The organism is Alteromonas sp. B31-7 (genome assembly GCF_015767655.1).
GTDB lineage: Bacteria > Pseudomonadota > Gammaproteobacteria > Enterobacterales > Alteromonadaceae > Alteromonas > Alteromonas australica.
Genome location: NZ_CP065233.1, coordinates 4,323,166 through 4,346,050, shown reverse-complemented (window position 1 = coordinate 4,346,050; position 22,885 = coordinate 4,323,166). Strand labels below are relative to the sequence as shown.

At 45.9% G+C, this 22,885-nt stretch carries 23 protein-coding genes; 17 read left to right on the top strand and 6 right to left on the bottom strand.

Annotated features, from left to right (window positions below; all coding sequences use genetic code 11):
• The first annotated feature begins 69 nt into the window (after positions 1-69).
• Positions 70-1,146, top strand: a complete 1,077-nt coding sequence (locus IUA53_RS19025; RefSeq protein WP_196897600.1) for a GGDEF domain-containing protein — start codon at positions 70-72, stop codon at positions 1,144-1,146.
• A 40-nt stretch (positions 1,147-1,186) separates the two neighbouring features.
• On the opposite strand, the gene IUA53_RS19020 is transcribed toward IUA53_RS19025, so the two are convergent.
• A complete protein-coding gene (locus tag IUA53_RS19020) occupies positions 1,187-2,185 on the bottom strand; it encodes an NADP-dependent oxidoreductase (RefSeq protein WP_196897599.1) in 999 nt (332 codons plus the stop codon).
• Positions 2,186-2,518: 333 nt separating this feature from the next.
• Between IUA53_RS19020 and IUA53_RS19015 the strand changes: the two genes are divergently transcribed.
• On the top strand, positions 2,519-3,814 hold the full coding sequence (locus tag IUA53_RS19015) for an OmpP1/FadL family transporter (protein WP_196897598.1): 1,296 nt from the start codon (positions 2,519-2,521) through the stop codon (positions 3,812-3,814).
• 97 nt (positions 3,815-3,911) lie between these two features.
• Here the strand turns inward: IUA53_RS19015 and IUA53_RS19010 are convergent, their stop codons facing one another.
• Positions 3,912-4,796 carry a LysR family transcriptional regulator gene (locus tag IUA53_RS19010; protein ID WP_044058421.1) on the bottom strand — a complete coding sequence of 295 codons (885 nt, stop codon included), beginning with the start codon at positions 4,794-4,796 and terminating at the stop codon, positions 3,912-3,914.
• Between the two features lie 354 nt (positions 4,797-5,150).
• Here IUA53_RS19010 and IUA53_RS19005 point away from each other — a divergent pair, with 354 nt between their 5' ends.
• A complete protein-coding gene (locus IUA53_RS19005; RefSeq protein WP_196897597.1) occupies positions 5,151-6,146 on the top strand; it encodes a 5'-methylthioadenosine/S-adenosylhomocysteine nucleosidase family protein in 996 nt (331 codons plus the stop codon).
• 91 nt (positions 6,147-6,237) lie between these two features.
• Here the strand turns inward: IUA53_RS19005 and IUA53_RS19000 are convergent, their stop codons facing one another.
• On the bottom strand, positions 6,238-6,681 hold the full coding sequence (locus IUA53_RS19000; protein WP_044058419.1) for a DUF2721 domain-containing protein: 444 nt from the start codon (positions 6,679-6,681) through the stop codon (positions 6,238-6,240).
• A gap of 147 nt (positions 6,682-6,828) precedes the next feature.
• Here IUA53_RS19000 and IUA53_RS18995 point away from each other — a divergent pair, with 147 nt between their 5' ends.
• The 5 genes from IUA53_RS18995 (at position 6,829) to IUA53_RS18975 (ending at position 12,138) form a co-directional block, all read left to right on the top strand.
• Positions 6,829-8,919 carry a TonB-dependent receptor gene (locus IUA53_RS18995; RefSeq protein WP_196897596.1) on the top strand — a complete coding sequence of 697 codons (2,091 nt, stop codon included), beginning with the start codon at positions 6,829-6,831 and terminating at the stop codon, positions 8,917-8,919.
• 166 nt (positions 8,920-9,085) lie between these two features.
• The gene (locus IUA53_RS18990; RefSeq protein ID WP_044058417.1) at positions 9,086-10,378 is read left to right on the top strand and encodes an NAD(P)/FAD-dependent oxidoreductase; all 1,293 of its coding nucleotides are present in this window, start codon (positions 9,086-9,088) and stop codon (positions 10,376-10,378) included.
• A gap of 166 nt (positions 10,379-10,544) precedes the next feature.
• The gene (locus IUA53_RS18985; RefSeq protein ID WP_196897595.1) at positions 10,545-10,859 is read left to right on the top strand and encodes a hypothetical protein; all 315 of its coding nucleotides are present in this window, start codon (positions 10,545-10,547) and stop codon (positions 10,857-10,859) included.
• 46 nt (positions 10,860-10,905) lie between these two features.
• On the top strand, positions 10,906-11,469 hold the full coding sequence (locus tag IUA53_RS18980; RefSeq protein WP_044058415.1) for a CBS domain-containing protein: 564 nt from the start codon (positions 10,906-10,908) through the stop codon (positions 11,467-11,469).
• A gap of 243 nt (positions 11,470-11,712) precedes the next feature.
• The gene (locus IUA53_RS18975) at positions 11,713-12,138 is read left to right on the top strand and encodes a transcriptional regulator (RefSeq protein WP_052364474.1); all 426 of its coding nucleotides are present in this window, start codon (positions 11,713-11,715) and stop codon (positions 12,136-12,138) included.
• Between the two features lie 6 nt (positions 12,139-12,144).
• On the opposite strand, the gene IUA53_RS18970 is transcribed toward IUA53_RS18975, so the two are convergent.
• A complete protein-coding gene (locus IUA53_RS18970) occupies positions 12,145-13,110 on the bottom strand; it encodes an alpha/beta fold hydrolase (RefSeq protein WP_196897594.1) in 966 nt (321 codons plus the stop codon).
• Between the two features lie 120 nt (positions 13,111-13,230).
• Here IUA53_RS18970 and arfB point away from each other — a divergent pair, with 120 nt between their 5' ends.
• The 4 genes from arfB (at position 13,231) to IUA53_RS18950 (ending at position 16,214) form a co-directional block, all read left to right on the top strand.
• Positions 13,231-13,644 carry an alternative ribosome rescue aminoacyl-tRNA hydrolase ArfB gene (gene arfB, locus IUA53_RS18965; RefSeq protein ID WP_196897593.1) on the top strand — a complete coding sequence of 138 codons (414 nt, stop codon included), beginning with the start codon at positions 13,231-13,233 and terminating at the stop codon, positions 13,642-13,644.
• Between the two features lie 124 nt (positions 13,645-13,768).
• Positions 13,769-14,446, top strand: a complete 678-nt coding sequence (locus tag IUA53_RS18960) for a hypothetical protein (RefSeq protein WP_044058413.1) — start codon at positions 13,769-13,771, stop codon at positions 14,444-14,446.
• An 85-nt stretch (positions 14,447-14,531) separates the two neighbouring features.
• The gene (locus IUA53_RS18955) at positions 14,532-15,194 is read left to right on the top strand and encodes a hypothetical protein (protein ID WP_196897592.1); all 663 of its coding nucleotides are present in this window, start codon (positions 14,532-14,534) and stop codon (positions 15,192-15,194) included.
• A 99-nt stretch (positions 15,195-15,293) separates the two neighbouring features.
• The gene (locus tag IUA53_RS18950; protein ID WP_196897591.1) at positions 15,294-16,214 is read left to right on the top strand and encodes a surface lipoprotein assembly modifier; all 921 of its coding nucleotides are present in this window, start codon (positions 15,294-15,296) and stop codon (positions 16,212-16,214) included.
• Between the two features lie 43 nt (positions 16,215-16,257).
• Here IUA53_RS18950 and IUA53_RS18945 read toward each other — a convergent pair whose 3' ends face one another.
• The gene (locus IUA53_RS18945) at positions 16,258-17,613 is read right to left on the bottom strand and encodes a S8 family serine peptidase (RefSeq protein WP_196897590.1); all 1,356 of its coding nucleotides are present in this window, start codon (positions 17,611-17,613) and stop codon (positions 16,258-16,260) included.
• 234 nt (positions 17,614-17,847) lie between these two features.
• Between IUA53_RS18945 and IUA53_RS18940 the strand changes: the two genes are divergently transcribed.
• From IUA53_RS18940 to IUA53_RS18930, 3 genes are read left to right on the top strand one after another with little or no spacing between them, the layout of a single operon-like run.
• The gene (locus IUA53_RS18940) at positions 17,848-18,336 is read left to right on the top strand and encodes an RNA polymerase sigma factor (protein WP_196897589.1); all 489 of its coding nucleotides are present in this window, start codon (positions 17,848-17,850) and stop codon (positions 18,334-18,336) included.
• Positions 18,336-19,169, top strand: a complete 834-nt coding sequence (locus IUA53_RS18935; protein ID WP_196897588.1) for an anti-sigma factor family protein — start codon at positions 18,336-18,338, stop codon at positions 19,167-19,169. Before IUA53_RS18940 ends, IUA53_RS18935 begins: the two co-directional genes overlap by 1 nt.
• On the top strand, positions 19,159-19,677 hold the full coding sequence (locus tag IUA53_RS18930; RefSeq protein WP_196897587.1) for a CC0125/CC1285 family lipoprotein: 519 nt from the start codon (positions 19,159-19,161) through the stop codon (positions 19,675-19,677). The genes IUA53_RS18935 and IUA53_RS18930 overlap by 11 nt, the downstream gene beginning before the upstream one ends.
• Positions 19,678-19,699: 22 nt before the next feature.
• Here IUA53_RS18930 and IUA53_RS18925 read toward each other — a convergent pair whose 3' ends face one another.
• Positions 19,700-20,623, bottom strand: a complete 924-nt coding sequence (locus IUA53_RS18925) for a LysR substrate-binding domain-containing protein (protein ID WP_044058408.1) — start codon at positions 20,621-20,623, stop codon at positions 19,700-19,702.
• Positions 20,624-20,727: 104 nt separating this feature from the next.
• Between IUA53_RS18925 and IUA53_RS18920 the strand changes: the two genes are divergently transcribed.
• Positions 20,728-21,636 carry a dimethylarginine dimethylaminohydrolase family protein gene (locus IUA53_RS18920; RefSeq protein ID WP_044058407.1) on the top strand — a complete coding sequence of 303 codons (909 nt, stop codon included), beginning with the start codon at positions 20,728-20,730 and terminating at the stop codon, positions 21,634-21,636.
• Positions 21,637-21,645: 9 nt separating this feature from the next.
• Positions 21,646-22,878 carry a Zn-dependent hydrolase gene (locus tag IUA53_RS18915; protein ID WP_196897586.1) on the top strand — a complete coding sequence of 411 codons (1,233 nt, stop codon included), beginning with the start codon at positions 21,646-21,648 and terminating at the stop codon, positions 22,876-22,878.
• Positions 22,879-22,885 lie beyond the last annotated feature (7 nt).

Below are 22,885 nucleotides of genomic sequence, written 5' to 3'. Positions count from 1 at the left end.
TACCCGCTGTACTATACTGGTGATACACGCATTGAATCGCATATGCTAAGCCCTGATTAGGATACCGTAATGGATGTAGTCTCGCCCCACAAAGAAACAGTACGACTTCGTCTCGCACTTATAGTGGGCGCACTATTGATATGTGGTTTCATGTGGGCTGATATCGTTCTGCTTCCCGATAATCTCCATGACACCTATTTTTTTAACCGCTTATATTTTCAAGTACCCACCATCGTATTGGTGGTAGGCTTATCGTACGCCCCCTTCTTTTATGCTAAACGCCATTGGATTTTTACACTATTGATGGTTGTGCTAACCCTATCCAACTTCGGGTTAATTCATCAAAGCTGGATAGAGGCCAACTTCGCTTTCCCTTATGAGGGCACCATACTTTATGCCTTCTATTGTGTTTTTGCCTTAGGGATACCGTTTAAACTAGCCCTATTGGCCGCCCTAATTAACGTTATAGGGTTCGTTTTACTTATGGTGGTTTCACCGGTTTATGGCGAACGGGTCATGATTTCAAGTGCCTTTGTGGCAGGCTCATTATTCATATGTGTGTATGCTAAGTATCGGCTTGATAGGGTGATGGAGCTGTTGGTGTCATCTAATAAAAAGTTAGCTAAATTAAGCCGTATCGACTCCTTAACTAACCTTCTTAATAGGCGTGCGCTTATGCAGCGCAGTGAAGCGCTGCTGTCGTTGAGTATTCGACAATCTCTCGATTTCGCCGTCATTATGTTAGATTTAGACGATTTTAAGAAATACAACGACGCCTTCGGTCACCAAAAAGGAGACGATGTTATTGTGATGCAGGCTGACCTCATGCGGGAGATATTTAAGCGTCAAACTGATGTGTTAGGGCGTTATGGCGGCGAAGAGTTTATGGTGGTCGTCAGTGGCCTAACCCGTCAGCAAGTATATAGTAAGTGTGAGCAAATGAGCATGCTATGGCAAAGCAGAAGTATCGCTCATGCTGACACTGCGACCCACCGCTGGGTAACTTGTTCTATTGGTATCGCGTGTATGGAAAAAGGCAAAAGTACGTCACTAGAAGCCTTGATTCAAACTGCAGACAAGGCGCTTTATGAGGCGAAAAGCGCGGGCAAAAACACCATTAAGCTGGAGAGCTACGCCAACCCGTAGTTGACTCGCCTCCAGTCAATATTTAAGCACCAATAAGCAATTAGAGTTTCACCATCATCTTGCCTTTATTTTCCCCATTAAACAGCATGTTCAACCCTTCTTCAGCATTGTCTAGGCCTTCAATGGTATGAGCACGATATTTTATTTTGCCTTGCTGTACATAAGGTGTGAGTTTCTGAAGTAGCTTGGGTACCTCACCCCAATGATCGGGCATAGCAAAACCGCGAATGTTAATACGCTTTTTAATTAAGGGGATCCAATTAGGCCCCGGCGCGGGATTGTCAGACTGATAATCAGCAATCATGCCACATACGACAATTCGTCCATGGGTATTCATACGATTAAAAATGTGCTGTTGAATAGGGCCACCTGTATTTTCAAAAAAGACATCAATTTTGTCAGGGGTTAGTGTTTTCAACTTTTCTTCTAGATCGTCGGTCTTGTAGTTGATTGCACCATCGAACCCTAGTTCGTTCACAATCCAGTCTGCTTTTTCGTCGCTACCAACCACACCAATTACCCGTAGGCCGTCAGCTTTGGCAAGTTGGCCAACAATGGATCCTACCGACCCTGCGGCACCTGTGACAATTAAGGTTTCACCCTCTTTGGGTTCGCCAAAGTTATAGAGTCCCGTGGTGGCGGTGAGGCCGGGAAGGGCGAATACGCACAGTGCCATTTCTTCAGTTACGCCGTCTTGCAGCTTGTTAAAGCCTGAACCATCACTCACCACGTACTCACGCCAGCCAGTCATGCCCATCACTTTATCACCCACACTAAAATCGGCGTGATTGGAGGCAACCACTTCCCCTACGCCGCTTGATCGCATGACTTCACCAAGCTCTACTGGGGGAATATAACTTTCTCTGTCTTCGCTCATCCAACCCAGCATGGCAGGGTCTAACGACATATAGGTTTGCTTTATCAATATTTCCCCTTCGCCGGGAGTGGGGATAGGCAGCGTTTTCTGCTCAAATAAATGGGGGCCTATTTTTCCGTCGTGTGGGCGATTTACTAAGTGTATTTCTTTGTAAGTGGACATAGATAGCTCTCCTTTAACGTGTGAAATCTCGTCTGTTATTGTGACTGAGGGTAACACTGGCGTATTCCAACCCTGTTTACTATGAGTGGGTATAATCGGACGATAAATCCACTCAATCCAATTCATTATGCTGATAATGGGCCATTCTTTAAAAATAAGTAAACATGGTGTTTAGTAAATGTTGCAAAAATGTCGCAAATGGTCGTGAAATAGACGGTAAAGTTGTAAAAAATGCGATAAAAGCGCGTAAATAACGTTTACTTGCATTGAACAAAAGTCACCATATACGTAGAATGCTCGACTGCATTTTTTCCCTTAATGAATGAGTTTTTTATGAAGCAACAATTATCTTTACGTGCCTCTGTTTGCTTAGCGTTAGCTACTCTCGCGTCTTCTTCTACGCTAGCGGCGGGCTTTCAGGTCAATGAACATAGTGCGAATGGTTTAGGCCGTGCAATGGCGGGTCAAGCTGCAATGGCTGAGAATGCCTCTATTTTAGCGACAAACCCTGCGGCTATTGGTGTGTTTACTACGTCACAATTCAGTGGTTCAATCAGCTTTATTGATCCTAATGTTGATGTAAGTGCACAAACCACCTCTTATGTTGCTACAGAAGCGGGTAACCTAACCGTGGCATCAGAAGACGCCTCTGAAGATGATATTGCAGATACTGCATTTGTGCCTTCATTCTTCTATACCACTCCTATTAATGATAAATGGTCAGCAGGTATCGGCGCATTCACAACCTATGGCCTACGCTCTGATTACAGCGACGATTTTGAAGCGCTACACTTTGCTGATACCGCTGAGGTAAAATCATTTACCCTTAACCCTGCGGTTTCATACAAAGTCAACGACACACTACGTGTAGGTTTTGGGCTTAACTTTACTTATGCCGACGCTGAAATTAGCTCAGCTATCCCTAATTCACTTACCCCAGTATTAGGCTTGGCAGTAGACAATGCCTCTGTGTTTAAGCTGGAAGGTGACGATATTGGTTACGGTTGGAATGCGGGTGTTTATTATCAGCCTACTGAAACCACAACCCTCGCGCTATCTTACCGCGCAGAAACCGAACTCGAACTTGATGGTGAAGTAAGCTCTGATTTATCGGCTGAGTTAAACCAAGATGGCAGCCTAGATCTCAACCTTGCAGCTATTACAGAAGTTGCTGTTAGTCAAATTATTGATGACCAATGGTCTGTTCAAGCAAGCTTAGTGTTTACTGATTGGAGTACGTTCCAAAAGCTTGAAGCAAACTTAGCTAGCGGTGATGATTTCCTCATTAAAGAAGAAAACTTCGATGATTCATGGAGAGGATCTTTAGGGGTAACTTATAAGCTAAACGACCAATATACTTTACGTGCCGGTTACGCCTATGACGATGGTGTGGTAACAGTTGAAAACCGTTCTTTAAGTATTCCTGATACAGACCGCCATTGGATTACAGGGGGGGTAACTTATACCCTAAATGATTCTACCACTTTCGATTTTGCCTATGCCTACATCAATGGTCGTGAAGCAAACATCGATAAGTCTCGTGATATTGGTAGTATTACCTCTACTATTGAGGGCAGCCAATCTGCCACGGCGCACGTACTAAGTGCTCAGGTTAACATGAGCTTCTAATACATTTAGCCACAAATAAGCAGCGTAACGGCTGCTTATTTGTGTCTTTTGGCTATAGCGCGGTGTTTAATCAATGAAATAAGCACCCTCAAAGAGGCTAAATTGCTTCAAACCATTCCTGTAAACAGTTTATGGCCGCACTAATCTTGGCAGGTACCAATTCTCGTTTAGGTGTGACTGCATATACCGTATAGTTAGGTAATTGCCAGTCGTTGAAAAGCTGTTTCATCGACCCATCATTCAGTAAATGTCTCACTTCAGGCTCGGGTAAAACCGCATAGCCCATACCATCTTTAGTTAACTGAATCAGTGTTTGCATTGAATTAACTTCAATACGCGGTGAAGTTAAAGCCATATTCCCATGGGTTGGGTGTGTCATTGTGTAATCTTCAATATGACGGTGTGCAATGTAGGTGAATTCTTGCAATGCGTCTGTAGAGCCAATGTTAGCCGAAGCTAAAGGGTGTTCTGATGATACACAAAGAATGCGGTTCCACGTTGCTAACTCTAAACTACTGAAATTGGTGTCTGACAATGGCGCAAAACAAAGTACCAAATCGGCACCCGAAGCAATAATATCTTTTGGCTCGTCGGTGACAGTAAGTGATACGGTGATTTTTGGAAATTCTTCGCAAAGCTTATGGATAGGCTGACTTAACAACCCGCCCCCGAAGCCTTCTGGCGCAATAATATTAATTTTCCCTGAAGGTGCATCTTGCAGGGTTTCAATTTGCTCTTGTGCAATTTCTGCCGTTTTTAGCATTTGCTTACTGGTATCGTAATAAATCCGGCCTGCTTCTGTTAAGCTTAGGCTGCGGGTATTCCGATTAAATAGGCTTAGCCCTATGTCCTGCTCTAACTTTCTTAGCTGTTGGCTAATTGCAGACACTGTCATGTGTAACGACCTTGCTGCTACGCTCATACTGCCGCTCTCAGCAACGGCTATAAAGACTTGTAAGGAGCGAAGTAGTTTCATATTCATTTGCAAATCCTATCGCAAAAAAGGCACTGGCCTTTGACTAAAGTATAAGAACAATGGCAACCAATTCTAAACAAAAAATTCAGCAAGGGTAGTGGTGCTCACCCCATTAAGTTGCGCTTAAACGCGTTTTTATTAAACCAAGCGAATAGGTGCGGAATAACAAGGAACGCACAGGGCTTTTTTGCTTCTGTGATTACGTATGGCAATGTAAAGTAGTGGTGTCACTTATTTGTACAGACACAACCAGCTCGGTTGGTGAGTACGTCAGGCATTAGAATAGAAAAGAATGAGAATGTTCGTGCCTTTACATAATGTTTACTTTTACTGCAAGGTTGTATTCGAGAGCGTATTATTATGATAAAAAATATAAAGTTAGTCTTTGTTTTCATCCCCGTACTAGTGTGGATTTCCGGTTGTGCATCTTCGTCTGGGCAATTTGGCCCTAAGGTTCATAATAGCGACGCGTTTACTGCGGTAGTGGTGGCTTACGCCCCCGAAATGGAAGGCATTTTGCAGCGCATAGAGCAAGATCCCCATGCTCAAATTGATACCACTAAAACCATCAAGGGTGTGACATATCGGATGGGGACTTACCATGATGAACCTATTTTAGTGTTTGCAACGGGCATGAGCATAGCAAATGCTGCAATGACGATGCAGATGGCGCTTGATTACTTTCCTGTGGAGCAAGTGGTGTATATGGGAATAGCGGGTGCCGTTAACCCCGCTTGGCAGCCCGGTGATGTGACTGTTCCAGCGCGTTGGTACTATCACGACGAAAGTGTTTACACCAATGAAGACCCTGAAAATCCGGGGGCTTACATATTGCCTGAGTACTATGCAAAGTTTTTAGAAGAACAATCGGAAAGACGCGCCGAAGACCCTCATCTACCCCATTATAAGCCGTTTCATTTTATTCACCCAGATGAAGTGCTCATTATTAAAGATGGAATGAGTAAGCCAAAGGATACGGCGTATTTTTCTGCTACTCCACGGCTTCTTTCGGCGGCGAAGTCTGCGATGGCAACTATGCCTGTGCAGCGTGTACTTGATGAGCGCGACGCTAAACTACACGTGGGCGGAAATGGCATAACGGGCTCGGTATTTATGGACAACCGTGAATACAGAAAATGGACCCGAGAAGTGTTTAACGCTGAAGTTACCGAAATGGAGTCGGCGGCCATAGGACAAGTATGTACTGTTAATGATGTTGATTGGGTTATCATCCGTGCTATCAGTGATTTAGCAGGGGGCCAGGAAGGTGTGAATAGTGAAAATACGTATGACAAAGAAGTGTCTAGAATTGGGGCAAATGTCCTTTTCTCTGTGTTAGATAATTTGGCTCAATAGCCTGACGACATTGATGGGTGCTATGTATGTAAGGCACAAAAAAACAGGCGCAAAAGCGCCTGTTTTTGTTTTTCGTCTGCGAACGCACTTGTTAGCGTATGGTTCTTACTAAGTTTATGGTGTTGGTAGCCAGTTTGACTTCCAGTAAAAAGACCAGCAATGCGCTTATCAGAAACATCATAGCTAAAATAAACAGTACGATAATGGGGGTTTTCAAATCTACCAGCCAAAGCGAGCCAGCAAACAGCGCCATAATAACCGTACATACCATAAGGCCCGATGCCACACACAAACCTATGGCCCAATTAATCACCTTCACTCTACGCCAGAGTACTTTTATTTCTTGCTTTGAGCGTTCCACAATATGAGGGTCTGACAGCGTATGGATTTGCCGTTCTGCTACTCTAACGCGGTCTGAGATTCTACCCAAACGGGATGACATGACATTAAGAAAGCCCGCAATACCGGTAAGTAAAAATACAGGGGCTACGGCAAACTCTATGAGCTGTGAAAGGCTGGGAATCAGAGTGTCCAATCATTCCTCCAACAAGGTAATAGGGGGTTGTAACGCAAATTATGCTAAAAGTACCTTAGGTTTGATTAATTACAAGCCTTTCTTCTTACAGCATAAGTGCTTAAAATCGCGTATTGTAACTTATTTGATAACAGGTACATATTTACCATGGTCACAAGAGTTTGCGGTCACCTACGCCACACGTTATTAGCAGTAGGCGTACTTGCCTTTACAGGTATGGCGGTGAGTGTTTCTGCACAAGAGGTAGAAAACATTGAACGTATTGTTACCACGGGGTCACGCATAGTAAGTGATAATCAAAATGCCCCCTATCCGATCACTTCGATTTCCCAGCAGCAAATAGAACAACTCTCGCCACAACATATACAACAAGCGCTAAATTATGTGGCGGGTGCGGGCGTGCAGCGAGGGAATGGTCAAGAATATTTACCCGCTTTGCGATCGCCAGTTTTAACGGGGGCGGGTGCCTGTGGGGGGATACTTGCAGCAGAGGATGGTATTCCATTACGCGCAGCGGGGTTTTGTAATATTAACGAGCTGTTTGAAGCGCATAGCGAAATGGCGCAGCGCATAGACGTGGTTAAGGGGCCAAGCTCTCTATTGTACGGCTCAAATGCTATTCATGGTGTCATAAATGTAATCACGCCGGATACCACGCAAGGAGGTGGCTGGCTAGGCGCCGACTATGGTTCATATGGATACGCTAGAATAAAAGTGCGCAATGGCAAGGATTTCGGTGATAGTGGCATAGGAGTGAATGCCAGTATTACAGATGACAGCGGGTATAGAAATGGCGAAGGCGTGAAACAGGAAAAGGTGAATGTACGATACAGAACCGCCCTTGAGAAGGGAACGTTGACGTCGGGGCTTACATACACCCATTTAGACCAGGACACCGCGGGCTATATTACCGGTTTTGAAAGCTATGAAGATCCGCTTTTAATCAAAACCAACCCGAATCCAGAAGCCTTCAGAAAAGCCCAAAGTTTTCGGGGGTGGGTTAAGTTAGATGTGCAAGTCAACCAGCAACTGGCGTTGTCTATTACTCCTTATGTGCGTCATCAGGATATGGATTTTCGCATGCATTTTTTACCAGGAACGCCGCTAGAAGAAAATGACCAAAAAGGCGCAGGATTGTTATCTCAGCTGCGCTATCAGCTTACTCCTAACTTATACCTGAATTCAGGTGTGGATACCGAATATACCCGAGGTGGCTTAGTACAATCGCAAGACACCCAAACAGAAGGCTCAGACTTTCTAGTCGAAACGGTGCCGGTAGGAAAACACTACGATTACGACGTGACAGCGTTTATGTTGGCCCCTTTCGCTGCGCTAGAGTGGCAAACAGCAACATGGAATGTGTCCCTAGGTGGGCGATACGAGCGGCTTGCCTACGACTACACCAACAATATGATAGATGGACGAACCAGAGACGATGGCACTGAATGTGGTTTTGGCGGCTGCCGGTATTCTCGCCCAGAGAGTGGTGAAAATAACTTCACAGAGTTTAGCCCTAAATTTACCCTGAGTTACTCGCCTCAAGACAATCTTCAATGGTATTTAGATGTAGCCAAGGGGTATCGAGCGCCACAAGCCACTGAGTTATACCGCTTGCAACGAGATCAAGAAGTGGCTGATTTAGATTCGGTTTCAGCGGTAAGTGCGCAAGTAGGTTTACGCACGGGGTTTAACAATGGCAGCCTTGATATCGCGGTGTATCGATTGCGAAAAGAAAACGTCATCTATCGAGACAGTGACTTTTTTAATGTCAATAACGGCAAAACGCTACATAAGGGCGTTGAGGTTACGCTGAGCTACCAACTGCTACCGCAGTGGGCCATAGACGTGGCAGGGACTTATGCAAGACACACTTACGAACATTCACAGCAAGTTGGAGAGGTGGACATTCAAGGTAACGATATGGATACCGCGCCGGAACTTCAATTCAATGCAAGAACCCATTACCAAATAAACCCCGATACCGCGCTTCAATTGGAGTGGCAGCATGTAGGGCGTTATTTTACCGATCCAGAGAATGCACACAGTTATGAGGGACATGATTTACTGCATGTGCGTGGGGAGCATCAGTTAAATAATGGCGTAACCCTCGCGGTAACCATAAACAATATTCTCGATACCGCTTATGCGGAACGGGCAGATTATACGACCTTTACTGGCGACCGTTATTTCCCTGGGCGACCCCGTCATTACATGGTTAGCGCAAATTATACTTTCTAATATTTTTTTTGTCGCATTTTTAGTTGGCGCCGGCGCTATACTGTTGTCAGTATTTTCGGTTGAACGTACCCTGCCCATCACCTAGGTAGGGCCAGTCATGCCATGTATTGCCGTTTTGATAATCAAGCGGCAATAGGTGGAATGATTGTAAATAGGTGGTTTACCCATGCAAAAAATAGTAATTGTTGGTGGCGGAGCTGGTGGTCTTGAATTAGCTAGCCGATTAAGCCGCTCCTTAGGGAGAAAAAAACACGCTGAAATTACCCTGGTCGACAGAAGTCGAACCCACATCTGGAAGCCCTTACTTCACGAAGTGGCAGCGGGCATTATTGACAAGCATTCTGATGGCGTTGACTACGCTATACACGCTGCTGCCCATCACTACCGGTTTCAATTGGGAGAAATGTGCGCCATAGATGCGCAACAAAAAACCATAACCTTGTTACCGCTGATTGATGAAGAAGGCACGCAAGTACTGCCTTCCCGTCAAATTCATTACGACCAACTGGTGTTAGCCATTGGCAGCGTGAGTAATGACTTTGGGACCCCAGGGGTAAGTGAACATTGCTACTTTCTTGATTCACTCCAACAAGCCGAGCGTTTTCATCGCGCCTTGTTAAATCAGCTTATTCGAATTAATCAGCAAGATGACAGTGATGGTCGAATTGACGTGGCTATTGTTGGTGCGGGAGCGACGGGAACAGAGTTGGCTGCACAACTGCACCACGTTGCCAACTTATCAAAGGCCTACGGCATGCCAGACATGTCGGCAGCGAGGCTGAGGATCACCATCGTAGAAGCTGGTGAACGCATTTTACCCGCCTTACCTGAACGCATTGCTAATTCGGCAAGAAAAGCCCTGTACAAGCTTGGCGTTGACATTAAAGAGCAAACGATGGTGGCTGAGGCCGATGAACGAGGCTTAATCACTAAGGACGGCAGCCGTATAGATGCCGATTTAATGGTTTGGGCTGCCGGTGTGAAAGCCCCAGACTTCATTGCTAATATGGGGTTATTTGAAACCAACAGAGCCAACCAGGTTCTTGCAGATCAGTATTTGCGTAGCCAATCGAACCAAGATATTTGGGTATTGGGCGATTGCTGTGGTTTTCAACAGGAAAACGGGAAATGGGTGCCGCCAAGAGCGCAATCGGCTCATCAAATGGCGGATACTGTGGCTTACAATATTCAAGCGCAAGTTACCGGCAAGCCAATGCGAGCTTACAGCTACAAAGATTATGGGTCTCTGGTTCACTTAAGCAAATACAGTACCGTGGGAAGTTTAATGGGATCGCTCTCTAATAGTAGTATGTTTATTGAGGGGCGGTTAGCTAAGCTTGTCTATGTCTCTTTGTATAATATGCACCAATTTGCTGTACATGGAAAACTAAAGGGCGCTTTGAAACTGGCAATCAAAAAACTAAGTAATGCAATTAGCCCTAAACTGAAACTTCACTAATGCCAAAGTAACAATGAGCCTGAAGTTTTTCAGGCTCTATTTTTTCTACGGTGAGACAAAGTGGTTAAAAGATAAGATTGATGGTCTTTTGAACGCAGTATAAGGGCATATAGTAATAGTAGATGTGTATATCGTTATTCGTGCTAACGGCTGCTTAGGAAAGATTTTGAGTATCAACCTACTCCTCTTATTGTTTTCTTTTGTGTTTGCTACCCCTGAACAAGGTGGGGGGGAAGCGGGTGCAAAAAATACCAAGCAAGAACAGGCGTTGGTGGACACTGGCCGTATCGCCGGCAGCTCAAATTTCAGTAGTTTAAGCCAAGATAGTCTCGATAATTCCGATATAGACGACACGTGCGCTTCGCACTTCGACGCCGGTGTTGCGGTTGTCACTTTCAGTGAGTGGCATTTCCCCACGCTGCCTGCGTCTCGCGCCTTTTTCGGCGCTATCTTAATTCGTGCCCCTCCACTATTTCGTTGATGAATTGTATTTAAACTCATTTCAACGCTTTAATAGGAGGAAGGTTATGCACACCTTACCACTTTACAAAACTGATGCCGCCGATAAGCTGGCTTGGCCCATTATCGAAAACAAAATCTCTTTAACATCATCAGCAATGTCAGTGTTTACTGACTTTAAACAGCATATGCCACATGTTATTGACGCAAACGCTCCAGCGGTTAAGTTGGAAACAATTATGCGCCAATCTCATGTGCGAATGATGTTAGTCGTTAACAGCGACAATGCCTTTATTGGTATTGTGACGGCTGAGGATGTTGACGAACAGCATATTGTTCAGCGTATTGCCGAACTTGAAACTGCCCGTGCAGAGCTACAAGTCAGAGACTTTATGCAGCCGAAAACGGCACTGATGTCTTTCGATTTTTATGAACTGGCGAAATCTTCCGTGGGTGACGTTATTGAAACCCTGAAAGATTACGGACAACATCATTGTTTGGTGTTAGACAGAGATCATCACGAAGTACGAGGCGTCATTAGCGTTAGCGATATTGCTCGCGAGCTTAAAGCGCCGTTAAACATACAGAATAAGCCTACGTTTTCAGGTTTAATGCAGGTACTGGCTGCCTGATCTTCTTATGGCGGTAACCTACCCCACTTAAACTGCTAGTTTGAGTGGGGTGTCATCTGCCTTTAGCACACTGACGTGCCAGCCTTAGAGAATGTGTTGGCTCTACCGACCTTTTACACTGTCTTTTACACCACTTTAAAATGCTAAATTACGCGCAGATCGCGGTTTTTTAATAGTTGGAACGAATTTCGCAACCCCGCTTAGTATGTAACCAATTATTGTGTGTTAACGCGAGGCGAAATTATGATGAAATCAGTATATCCACCCAGCGTGGTGACTAAAGCCTTCACTTGGGCCTATCAAGAGCTAGGTTTATCCCAAGAGCAAGCCTCTGATTTATTGGGCGTTTCTGAAAATGCATTGGCGCAGACATTGTTGCTTGGGTTTGAAAGTGGCACCCCTGAATACCGTACCCAGCTTGCTTTCATCCGTATGTATCATTTACTCATAGGGTTGTCAGAAGGGGACAGTGATACCATGCGAGCGTGGTTTCATGAATTTCAAATGCCCATTAATGCGGCCCCTGTGGATCTGTGTCTAATGGAAGACGGTATAGAGCAACTTTCTCACTTCCTAAGGGAGCTGCGTCAAGACGCTATGACGACCTCGCCTTATCCACCTACGCAAACGCTAGCGACGTCTGCAGTTAGGCCACAAATGGCGCACTAAACCAAATCAAATGGGCTTAGGTTGTGCCATTTGATTCACTTTATCGATAAACGCTTTGCAGGCATCCGGCTGGGTAACAGGAATCATATGTCCTGCATTGGCGACGACCTCGCTGATACTGTTCTCAATTAACTCAGTGACCGCAGGTGTGTGCGTAGACGGCTTTAAAATCTTATCTTTCTCGCCAAATAAAACGCCCACAGGGCAGGTTATTTCATTGTAGCGTTTGTACTGTTTATACAAACTTCTCGTCGATGCCACTATGTCACAGCTGGCATTGAAAAACTGTGTTGAATGCAGTGCATAAGCACCACCCCCTTGTATGGCAAACTTGTTTGGCACCAATTCGGGGTAAAACACTTGGTTCACATGACGCTTGCCAACGGTTACCCTAAGTGGTGTCGCGAAAGTATTGGCAAGTAAGCTACGCAGGCCATCATGGGGAATATACAACGAAATTAACGGCCCAGGGGGGTCCATTGCTGGTGTAGTGAGAGGGCACAATAAGCTTACTGCGTTAATTCGTGAGGCGGCATCAAGGGCTAGTCTTAATGCAATGGCGCCACCCATTGAATGGCCAACGAGGTTGGCGTTTTCAATGTTTAATTTGTCCATCCATTGTAAAATCATTGTCGCTTGCACATCGAAATTGGCAGAAATAGAAGGTTGGCGCGTGGAAAATCCGCTGCCGGGCCTATCAATGACGTAAACCGTATAGTCATTCGCGAGTAAAGCGGTGAGAGTGGAAAAGTTAAGGCCGCTACCGGCAAGGCCATGAATGAGAATAAGATTAGGCCCCGAACCTTGCTTGTACCAGTGAATGCTGCCGCCTTCTACCTCGGTAAATGATCCTGAAGGCTGGAATTGGCGTTCTATTTTGCTGTCTATGTGGCGGGTAAAACGCCAAGCGAAAAACAGCATGCAGGCTAAGCAAGCAAGAAAAATAGCAACGTAAATCAAGGTTCGCTCCATGCGCAACCGCTGTAGGTAAAGTTAAATTAATCACAAAACGCGGTGTCGTCAATTGCGTTTACCTTAATACTGAAAAGTCACACGACGAATAAAATATGAAAGATAGGAATTCAATACACTATGATCATTGTCACGTCATCCATTCAACTTCGGGAAAGCGATATAGACATGCAGGCTATTCGTGCGCAAGGTGCGGGTGGGCAAAACGTTAATAAAGTCAGTAGCGCTATTCATTTGCGATTCGATATTGCAAACGCCGATTTACCGCAAACCGTGAAAGACGCGCTCTTGGCAACCAATGACAGCCGCATTACAACAGACGGCGTGTTTGTGCTAAAAGCGCAAAACTATCGAACCCAGGAGCAGAACAGAGACGATGCGGTTGCTCGGTTAAAAACCTGGATAATCAATGCGACGAAAAAGCAAAAGCCAAGAAGGCCAACAAAGTTAAGCCGTGCAGTGAAAGCGCGTCGAGGTGAAGCGAAAAAGCAGCGAAGTGCACGAAAGTCATTGCGTAAAAAAGTGGAAATCTAGGTCTATATAGCCTAAAGTAGTAGCTCAGCAACGTCATTTCGTAAAACGAATGGAAAATTCTAATAATTCTAAAGAATACGTTTTGCGCACGCGCTGTTAGCAACAACTCAGGGAAGCACACACAATGACACGTTCAGACATAATACCTATGGTGCTATTTGGCGCTATATTGGTGTCGCTGGGTATAAATACCCCCCAAGCGGCAAACGAAATTATTGCACGTTTATTTGATAAATCGATATCAAATAGCGAGTTGCAACCCTCTCAAAGCGACGTGAATCGCTTTCAGGCTATTCTCACGGATAAATCTGAACCTGAAATCCGCAAAATTTTAGCGCAACGTGCTTTAGGCACAAAAATCACTGAATCAGTATTAGCAGACTACGCATCAAAAAATGAAATTAAACCTACAGTGGGTGAAGTGGAGTCTGCGTATAGTGTCATTAAGTCTTGGACAGCCGATTTAGAAAGTAGCCTCGAGTATTCAGACGAAGACATTGAGCGTTATCGTTTGCTTATGGCCAAAGGTATGGCAAAAAATTGGAAGGTGTCAAAAGCACTCTACAACACATACGGTGGTGACGTGGTTATGCAGCAGACTAACCCTCTTACACCTGTAGGTGCCTACCAAGAACTGTTTGAGCAGTATCGTGAACAAGGGGAGTTTGTGATTTACGATCCTGTTTTTAAAGCGGCGTTTTGGGAATCGGTAAGAGTGAAATACGAGAACGTTTTGCAGCAAAATAACATCGATTTTTCGACGCCATGGTGGGAAAAGTCGCAACTCGCGTCGGAAGACTAAAAATAAAAAATAGAAATAAAAAAGGAATAAACTCACAAGTCGCCCGTTATCTCTATGTCCATTATGAAAAACAGGAGATTAACGGATGAATACTTTAACCACTTCCATCGTACTTGCTTTAGGCCTTACCACTTACGCTGCTCACGGGCAGGAAATCTCTGCTGATCTATCGGCGTCATCAGACACCTCATCGCAAACTCAGGTGTCAGCCACTTCTGATGGTGCCTCATCTTTCGATGCCAATTTGTCACAACAATCCAGCGCCCAGGTTAACTCGCAATTAGATACTCAACCAAATACCGAATTAGCTGATAATACGGACGTAGCGAATACAGAAGTAGACGCGACGGACGCCACTGTAGAAGATGACGAAGCCACGGAGGCCAGTGAATCTGCTACACAAGACGCACAATCGTCTCTTTCACTTATTGCTAATCCCGTCACCGATGTGCAATCTGGTCTTTCTACTGCTTTCGACAACACAGTGTCTACAGACAGCGTAAATTCACTAGTGTCGAGCCTGGATGGAAATGTAGAAAATAGCATTACCAATACGGTTGATTCCACCGTAAACAATTCGCTTAGCAACAGTATTGATGCTGTTGTGACATCTGGCGTTGCCACCTCTGTTGAAAGCACGCTTACCTCAACCATTGATAGCACCATTACTTCCAATGTAAATGACACGGTTTCTGGATCTGTCGAAGACACAGTAACTAGCAGTATTACGGCTGTATTAGGTCAGTAATTTTCACCTGACCACGATGTATCGGTAACAGCCGGATAGCGGCTGTTACCTCGTTTTTCCCCTCAACGCACCATAAGTACAGGTATTGATAGGTGACTTATGAATACAGCAATGCAAACCGCGATTTCGATTTTATTGGTAAGCCCGTTTCCTTTGGCATTGGCACAGGACGCCTCTACAGAGCCCCAATGGATTGAATTTGATGCACAAGCCTACGCAGGCTATGGCTATGACAGCAATGTGAGTGTGAGTGAAATAGACACTAACACTGGTGAAGGTGATTCAGCGCTTTATGCGAAAGGAAAGGTGAAAGCCAGTATAACGCCTCATGAGAAATGGCAATTAAACACGTCTGCGCAATATGCGTTAACCGAATACAACGACTATTCTGTGTTTAACCTCGCTATTACCACGTTGTCGGCAGAAGCGGTCTATAAGGCCGATTGGGCAAAAGTGGCGCTGCACCATTATTCAGCTGATGCCAAATTAGATGACAGCGACTATCTCACTTATCGGCAAACTGGGCTGTCTGTGGGGCGTGCATGGCAACAAAAGGGCTACTGGCGGCTTAGCGTAGACAATATCTCAAAAATCTTTGTGGCAACACCAGAAAGAGACAGTGACGCAAACGCACTACGTAGTGATGTATTTTGGTTTAATGAAGCCCAGGCATTTTGGCAGTTTGGATTCACTTTTCAGCAAGAAGACGCGCAGGATAACACCTTTGATTACACCAGCTATTTAGCGGATGTCGCTTACACCACCCCGCTAACATGGTTACATAAAGACACCGAGTTTACGCTATATTATCACTATGAAACGAGAGATTATGCAGGCGCGAGGGAAGGAGGCATCGGGCGCAATGACCATCGGCAGCGCATTAAAGCGGTCATCGATTACCCGGTTAGCCGACATGTCGATGTCATGCTGAGTACGCAATACGGGAATTATTCCTCTACCACGGACAGCGCAGATTACAAAGAAACGCTGGCTGAGCTTGGTATGAAACTGTATTTTTAAACCACCGCAGCCCTGTTTCAACGAGGATATGTTGCCATGGATGTTATGGCAACAGCCCATACCCAAACACAGCGTCTCTACCTTCTTCCCCCATATCTATCGACGCCTCAATGAGCGAAGTTAAGGCCTCTCCTCTATGTGCGCGATGGCGTAGGGCGCAGGCGTAACACGCGGTAATGATGGGCGCGGCCATGGACGTACCCGACTCCCTTGATGTTCTTAGCGTGGGATGTGCCGTTTCTACCGATACCCCAGGTGCCGAAAAATCAATATAGCTGCCTTGATTGGCCCAGCGATAAATTTGATGCTCGCTGTCTACGGCAGTGACCGCTATTGTGCTTAAATACGCGGCTGGATAGGCTGCGGGTGCCGCAGGGCCATTGTTACCCGCCGCGGCAATCACTTGAATGTCTTGTTTATCTATGGAGGCTAGGGCTAAACGTAGCACTTCATTTTCAGGGCCCGACAAGCTCATATTTATTGCATCAACGTTTTGCTCGGCGAGATAATTTAAGCCTTCGAGCAAGTTAGCAAGGGTGGCGCCTTGGCTGACTTGGCTACGTTCGTAAAACACGCTGGCGTTAAAGATAAGGCTATTGCTAGCAAGGCGTTGCGCTAAAATGCCCGCCACTGCGGTGCCGTGCACGGTGTTATTCGTGAGGGGCTTAGATAAAAAATTTTTCTGGGTGACATCGATATGTGCAAATGCTTCATGAGATTCAAAAATAGGCGTATCAATCATGCCCACCCTTGAAGCTAGGCTACACGTCTTAACGTCAGGTTTTGCTAGTTCAGCGGAAGGTGAGTGAGAAGATGATGTTAGTAATGGTGCGCTGTCCATCTGTCTGCGGGAAGTGTCTACAGGATTCGATGTTTGCGAAAGATAAACATAATTGCGAGTTAATTGTTGTTGAAGCTCTGCTGGCAGGCTGTCTCTTATTGCAGACAGCTTTTCAAGGTTCGCTGTGATTCTAAGGGTATACATCCATTGCCCAATGGCCTGCAAATAGTGTTTTTCGACTACCTGAATGTCTGGGTCAGACAATGCCTTTATGTCTGCCTCTTTCGCGACTAATACCCACTCTTTTTCAATCGCTAAAAAGCCGTCTGGGGTTTTTATTTCCTTGAGCGCAGCAGTGCCGTTACTTTGTTTAATGGTGATGGCATCGGGCAGGGCATAAAGGGGATCAGAGGCCTTATCTAAAAGGGAGGAAGCGTTTGCTAGCGTAGTGTCTACAGGGGTTTTTACTGTTTCTCGAATGCGTGATAATTCGCCGGGTAATTTTTCAATAATAGGGGTAATAGGGCGGGCGACTTGGCTGGGTATTGCGATTTGCCCATAGCAATTAAACGCTGTGATTAGCATCAAAAATATGGCTAAGAATGTCACGTTAGTCATAGGTCCCCTTCTCGTCAATTTACACAACTATATTGTGTTGAGGTTGTTACCTCTCATTCATTGGTGGCACAAATCGTGCCCATACTCCACGTTGATAAAGAAAAAACATTCAGTAATAGGCAACGAGGGTTTCCTTAATAACGGTTCGCCATCAAAAAAATTCCATGATCTAGGGAATAAATTGCGAACTCACTCGTTATCAGTGAAAGAGTGTTAAGAACACGGGTAAACAAAATGAATGAAGAACTTACCGATTTAGTTCCATCTTTGCGAAAGTTTGCATTTTCGCTCACTGGAAATATGCATGATGCAGACGATTTACTGCAGGCAACGGTTGAAAAGCTACTTAGCAAGCCTTTACCCCAAGAGGCCACATTGATGGCATGGGCATTTAGGGTGTGTCGTAATATTTGGATAGACGAATACCGCGCACAAAAAGTACGAACGCAAGCGGCCGCCTCTCCCGAATTACGTGCCCAAGAACAAGGGGCCTTAGATACTGCATTAACCAGCGAAATGACGCTAAGGCAAGTGACTAAAGCCATGGATGATTTACCCAATGAACAAAGAGAAACCTTGTCTCTTATTGCCGTACAAGGCATGAGTTATCGTGACGCCTCAGCCGTACTGGAGGTGCCTACAGGTACTATTATGAGCCGACTAGCAAGGGCGAGAGCCAAGCTAAGTAACGTGTTACGCGCGAATAACGAGGTATTGTCCTAATGATTACCGATGACATGCTTTCAGCGTTTTTAGATAACGCGCTATCTGCTGGTGATATGGAGCGAGTGAGGGATGCCATGGCACAAGATTTGGCCTTAGCCGACCGTCTCGCTGAGCTGGCACAAGTGGATATGGTAGTAAAAAAAGCGGCTGATGTGGCTACCCGAAGACCTTTGCCAGCTGCTGTTGTTCATTTGTTGGGGCAGCACAGCATGGATGCGACTCACGGCAATAACACAAAGCACACCCAAGTGACGCGCAAGGAACTGCCGTTCGCCGATACTGAACGGCAATTTGATGGTTCTGCAACGTTGAAACACATTGGTATGCGGCCTACCAAGCGTAAGTCGTGGACATTTCCGTTGGCAATAGCCGCCAGTCTTGCTGTTGTAGCAGGGTTGAGTTTTTTCCAACTCGACAGCAAGGAATCACAGCAATCCAGCTACTGGGCGAATGTGTCTGAAGCGTTGAATACGGTGCACAGTGGTACCACCATCACGTTGGCCTCGGGCAAGCGCATTACCCCGCAATTGTCTTTTGAAGATACTCAGCACAATTATTGTCGTCAAGCCCAAGTGCAGAGCAATGATGAACTAAATGTAATGATTGCTTGTAAAAACAAGCAAGGTAACTGGCAGCTGAAAGCCACTGAGACCTTTTTGGTCTCGCCAATGCGTGGCGAATATCAAACGGCCAGTGCATCGAACGTCTTTGAAAATGAGTTAGACAAAATGATGCTGTCGCTGCCGCTCAACCATCAACAAGAGCAGCAAGCGATTAAACAACAATGGCAGGTGGTGTCTACCGCCGAAGGAGAGTCTCATGAAAATTAAATTGAGTATGATATTGGTTGTGTTGTTAATGGCGGGTTGCGCAAGTCAACCTGATTACAGAGAAGCCACTCAGGGTGGTTTTGGTTACACTGAATCGCAGATGAGTGAGACCCAATACCGGGTGCACTTCAAAGCTAAAGGGTCGGATAAAGCCAAGGCGATGGATTACGCTATGTTAAGGGCTGCTGAACTCACGTTACTGAAAGGTTATGATTGGTTCGTGGTTACAGATAGAGAAACCATGGTAGACAAAGAGCGTGTAGAAACGTCGCCGCAAGTGGGCTTTAGCCAGCGCTACGCCAGGGTAACCGAGTGTGGGGTGATTACCTGCCGAACCGCCTATCATCCTACCACTCAGTTTGAAACGGGAGTGTTTGTCGGCGGCGCGCAAAAAAGCGAAATTGAAACAATTTTGAGTATTGAAATGGGGAAAGGTACTCGCCCTACTCGTGCAACCAGTTTCGATGCGCGAGAGGTGAGCAACAATCTACAGCCCAAAGACGCTTAATATCCTCAGTATTGCAGGCGCACTACACACAGAGTCGTGCGCCTCGTTCTCTTAAATTGTTAATCACGCTTTGTAGCACTAACTGGGTACGGTAGTTCATTAACGCGGTGGGATGCGTCACCAAATAAACTGATTCCCCTTCAGTATGCGCTGAGTCTATGGCCTGCATAAGCTTGCCTTGGCGAATATCTTCAGCCACTTCAACAATATCTGCAAGCGCCAGCCCCATGCCTACTCTGGCGGCCTCAATGGCCTGATAGGCGTAATCGAAATAAGTATGATGAGGCGACTTTCGTCCATCGAGTTGATGATGTTGAAACCATGGAAGCCATTGCCCCAAGCCATCGTGCAGTAAGGGATAAGCCAATAAACTGTCTACTGTCTGTAGGGTTTGGCCCTTAAGTAATGCGGGGTTGCACACAGGAACATAATATTCGTCGTAAAGTTTTTTCACTTCCTTGTCAGGCTCATCAGGGCAGCCTAGGCAAAGGGCAATATCCAATTCTGACGGCAGCGCTTTTTGCTGAGGATCTAACGTGCGTAGCTTGAAAGATATCTCCGGGTATTGCTTTTGCACGTCGGCCAGCACAGGCAAAAGCCAATTCAGCATAATTGTACCTGTGGTGCCAATCACTACCTCGCCTTCTACTTGAGTGGGATTCAGCATATGAAGCCCATTATTTAATTCACCAAAGGCGGCTTGAACAGACGCAAGTAATCGCATGCCGGGGGCGGTTAATTGCAGTTTATTGCTTTTTCGTTCGAAAAGTTGGGTATTTAGCCGTGACTCTAGCTGCTTAATATGGCGGCTTAACGCCGAGTGAGACACAAACATTTCTTGCGCGGCTTTTCGCATATGGCAATGCCGGCCTGCAGCCTCAAAGGCCACCAGCGCATTTAATGGAATTTGGCGTAAATCTAAATAGGGGCTTTGTTCTGTCTTCATGGCTTGTTGGTCTTGTTATTAGACCATTATGGTAATAAATAGATGCTTGTGTATTTAATATGTCACCATAAACTGGTTTTCACAATGTTTTAAGAGTGAAAACCATGAACAAATCTTTTTACCGTCGTAATCCTCAAGGTGGCACGGGGCGTTTAGCCCACTGGAGTATGGACTCTGAATATGCAGAGCTTAAAGAAGTCTTAATAGGGCCAATGGATCACTACAGTTGGAAGAGCGGCAATGCTATGTCTCGTCGCTCAATGCGATTAGGCCGACAGTTTGATAAATCGGTTGCCCAACAACAGTATCAAGAGATGCTTGATGTTTATCAGCATTGTGGTGTTAAAACTCACATTCTTGAGGCAGATGAACACTTACCTTATCAAATATATGCGAGAGATTCCTCGGTACTCACCCCGTGGGGTCCTGTCATTACGCAAATGTATAGCCCATGGCGAAGAGGCGAGTGGGTGAGTGTAGCTAACTTCTATCAGCAGCAAGACATTCCGCTATACGATGTGATAACCGCTGGGGCATTTGAAGGGGGCGACTTTATGGTGCTAGAACCTGGCGTGGTGCTATGTGGTTACACCGGCGAGCGAACCAGTGAAGCAGGGTTAAATCAAATGAAGTCTTGGGTTGAAAAAGAAGGGTGGGAATTTAAAGCCTACCAGTTTGACCCCTACTTTTTGCACCTAGATGTGAAATTTGCCATGTTGTCTGAGAAGCTGGCGGCAGTATGCACACAGGCGGTTGAAGACGAATTACTTGATTGGCTGAAGGCGAGACAAATTGAGATTATCGATATTTCTTACCGCTCTGTGCTGGAGTTGGGTGTGAACGTTGTGGCGCTTGGAAAAGACAGAGTACTGATTCCAAAGGCCAGTGAAGAGCTTGTTGGTAAAGCCAAGGCGCATGGACTGGAAGTGTTCGCCCCTGACATGTCTATGTTTACCTCAGGTGGTGGTGGCGTGCATTGCATGTGCCAGCCCCTTAGCCGCGCCGATGCTTAGGAGAAAGTCATGACATTACAAGTAAACGGTGAGCGCTTATGGAGCAGCCTAATGGAAATGGCCCGCATAGGCGGCACTGAAAAAGGGGGGTGCAATCGTCAAGCACTCACCGACAAAGACAAGCAGGGACGCGCGTTATTCATTCGTTGGTGTGAAGAGATTGGTTGTACCTTGCGCGTGGATGAAATGGGTAACTTGTTTCTACGCAAGGCAGGTAGAGATAACAGCCTACCTCCTGTGCTGACCGGAAGCCATTTAGACACGCAGCCCACCGGCGGAAAATTCGATGGTGTTTATGGTGTACTGGCGGGGTTAGAAGTGCTTCGCACATTGCATGATGCCAACATAGAAACCTTACATCCGATAGAAGTGGCGGTGTGGACAAACGAAGAAGGGGCGCGCTTTTCTCCCGCCATGGTTGGTTCAGGGGTATGGAGTGGAGAATTCAGCCTAGACTACGGGTGGAGTCGCAAAGATAAGTCGGGTGTCAGCATTAAAGAAGAGCTTGAGCGACACGGATACTTGGGCGGCACACCTTGTGCGCCTTTTAACATCAAAGCGGCGTTAGAGTTACACATTGAACAAGGCCCTATCCTTGAAGCGATTGAAAAGCCTATTGGCGTGGTTCAAGGTGTTCAAGGTATGCGCTGGTATGATTTGGTTATTACTGGGCAGCCCGTACATGCTGGGCCAACGCCGATGGAACAACGTCGCGATCCCATGAAGGCTATCGCCAAAATCGTCAGCGAATTGTATCACTTGGCGGAAGAAACAGGCCCACTCGCTAGAGCGACTTTTGGCGATATTAATGCAAGCCCAGGCTCTCGTAATACGGTGCCTGAGCAAGTCACCCTCACCGTCGATTTACGTCATCCCGATCAGCAGGTGCTTGATAACATGGATGCCGCTTTCAGACGCATAGCGCAAGATATCTGCAACCAATGCAAGGTAGAGCACAGCATTGTTGATGAATGGAATTCACCTGCAGTTGCCTTTAATGCATCGTGTATTGACGCTGTTCGATTCGCGGCAGAACAGGCGGGTTTACCTTATGAGGAAATGTTTTCCGGCGCAGGGCACGACTCGGTATATGTCTCTAAAGTGGCGCCAACCTCTATGATATTCATTCCATGTGAAAATGGAATTAGCCACAATGAAGCAGAAAATGCCACACCAGAAGACATTACTGCTGGCTGCCAGGTGCTCTTAGGCGCTATGGTGCAATTAGCTAATGCCGAATAAAGGAAAA

What these genes read in the sequence shown, in the direction of transcription:
- IUA53_RS19025 (WP_196897600.1), top strand. Translation starts at nt 70, where the DNA reads ATGGATGTAGTCTCGCCCCACAAAGAAACAGTACGACTTCGTCTCGCA.
- IUA53_RS19020 (WP_196897599.1), bottom strand. Translation starts at nt 2,185, where the DNA reads ATGTCCACTTACAAAGAAATACACTTAGTAAATCGCCCACACGACGGA.
- IUA53_RS19015 (WP_196897598.1), top strand. Translation starts at nt 2,519, where the DNA reads ATGAAGCAACAATTATCTTTACGTGCCTCTGTTTGCTTAGCGTTAGCT.
- IUA53_RS19010 (WP_044058421.1), bottom strand. Translation starts at nt 4,796, where the DNA reads ATGAATATGAAACTACTTCGCTCCTTACAAGTCTTTATAGCCGTTGCT.
- IUA53_RS19005 (WP_196897597.1), top strand. Translation starts at nt 5,151, where the DNA reads ATGATAAAAAATATAAAGTTAGTCTTTGTTTTCATCCCCGTACTAGTG.
- IUA53_RS18995 (WP_196897596.1), top strand. Translation starts at nt 6,829, where the DNA reads ATGGTCACAAGAGTTTGCGGTCACCTACGCCACACGTTATTAGCAGTA.
- IUA53_RS18990 (WP_044058417.1), top strand. Translation starts at nt 9,086, where the DNA reads ATGCAAAAAATAGTAATTGTTGGTGGCGGAGCTGGTGGTCTTGAATTA.
- IUA53_RS18980 (WP_044058415.1), top strand. Translation starts at nt 10,906, where the DNA reads ATGCACACCTTACCACTTTACAAAACTGATGCCGCCGATAAGCTGGCT.
- IUA53_RS18975 (WP_052364474.1), top strand. Translation starts at nt 11,713, where the DNA reads ATGATGAAATCAGTATATCCACCCAGCGTGGTGACTAAAGCCTTCACT.
- IUA53_RS18970 (WP_196897594.1), bottom strand. Translation starts at nt 13,110, where the DNA reads ATGGAGCGAACCTTGATTTACGTTGCTATTTTTCTTGCTTGCTTAGCC.
- arfB (WP_196897593.1), top strand. Translation starts at nt 13,231, where the DNA reads ATGATCATTGTCACGTCATCCATTCAACTTCGGGAAAGCGATATAGAC.
- IUA53_RS18960 (WP_044058413.1), top strand. Translation starts at nt 13,769, where the DNA reads ATGACACGTTCAGACATAATACCTATGGTGCTATTTGGCGCTATATTG.
- IUA53_RS18955 (WP_196897592.1), top strand. Translation starts at nt 14,532, where the DNA reads ATGAATACTTTAACCACTTCCATCGTACTTGCTTTAGGCCTTACCACT.
- IUA53_RS18950 (WP_196897591.1), top strand. Translation starts at nt 15,294, where the DNA reads ATGAATACAGCAATGCAAACCGCGATTTCGATTTTATTGGTAAGCCCG.
- IUA53_RS18945 (WP_196897590.1), bottom strand. Translation starts at nt 17,613, where the DNA reads ATGACTAACGTGACATTCTTAGCCATATTTTTGATGCTAATCACAGCG.
- IUA53_RS18940 (WP_196897589.1), top strand. Translation starts at nt 17,848, where the DNA reads ATGAATGAAGAACTTACCGATTTAGTTCCATCTTTGCGAAAGTTTGCA.
- IUA53_RS18935 (WP_196897588.1), top strand. Translation starts at nt 18,336, where the DNA reads ATGATTACCGATGACATGCTTTCAGCGTTTTTAGATAACGCGCTATCT.
- IUA53_RS18930 (WP_196897587.1), top strand. Translation starts at nt 19,159, where the DNA reads ATGAAAATTAAATTGAGTATGATATTGGTTGTGTTGTTAATGGCGGGT.
- IUA53_RS18925 (WP_044058408.1), bottom strand. Translation starts at nt 20,623, where the DNA reads ATGAAGACAGAACAAAGCCCCTATTTAGATTTACGCCAAATTCCATTA.
- IUA53_RS18920 (WP_044058407.1), top strand. Translation starts at nt 20,728, where the DNA reads ATGAACAAATCTTTTTACCGTCGTAATCCTCAAGGTGGCACGGGGCGT.
- IUA53_RS18915 (WP_196897586.1), top strand. Translation starts at nt 21,646, where the DNA reads ATGACATTACAAGTAAACGGTGAGCGCTTATGGAGCAGCCTAATGGAA.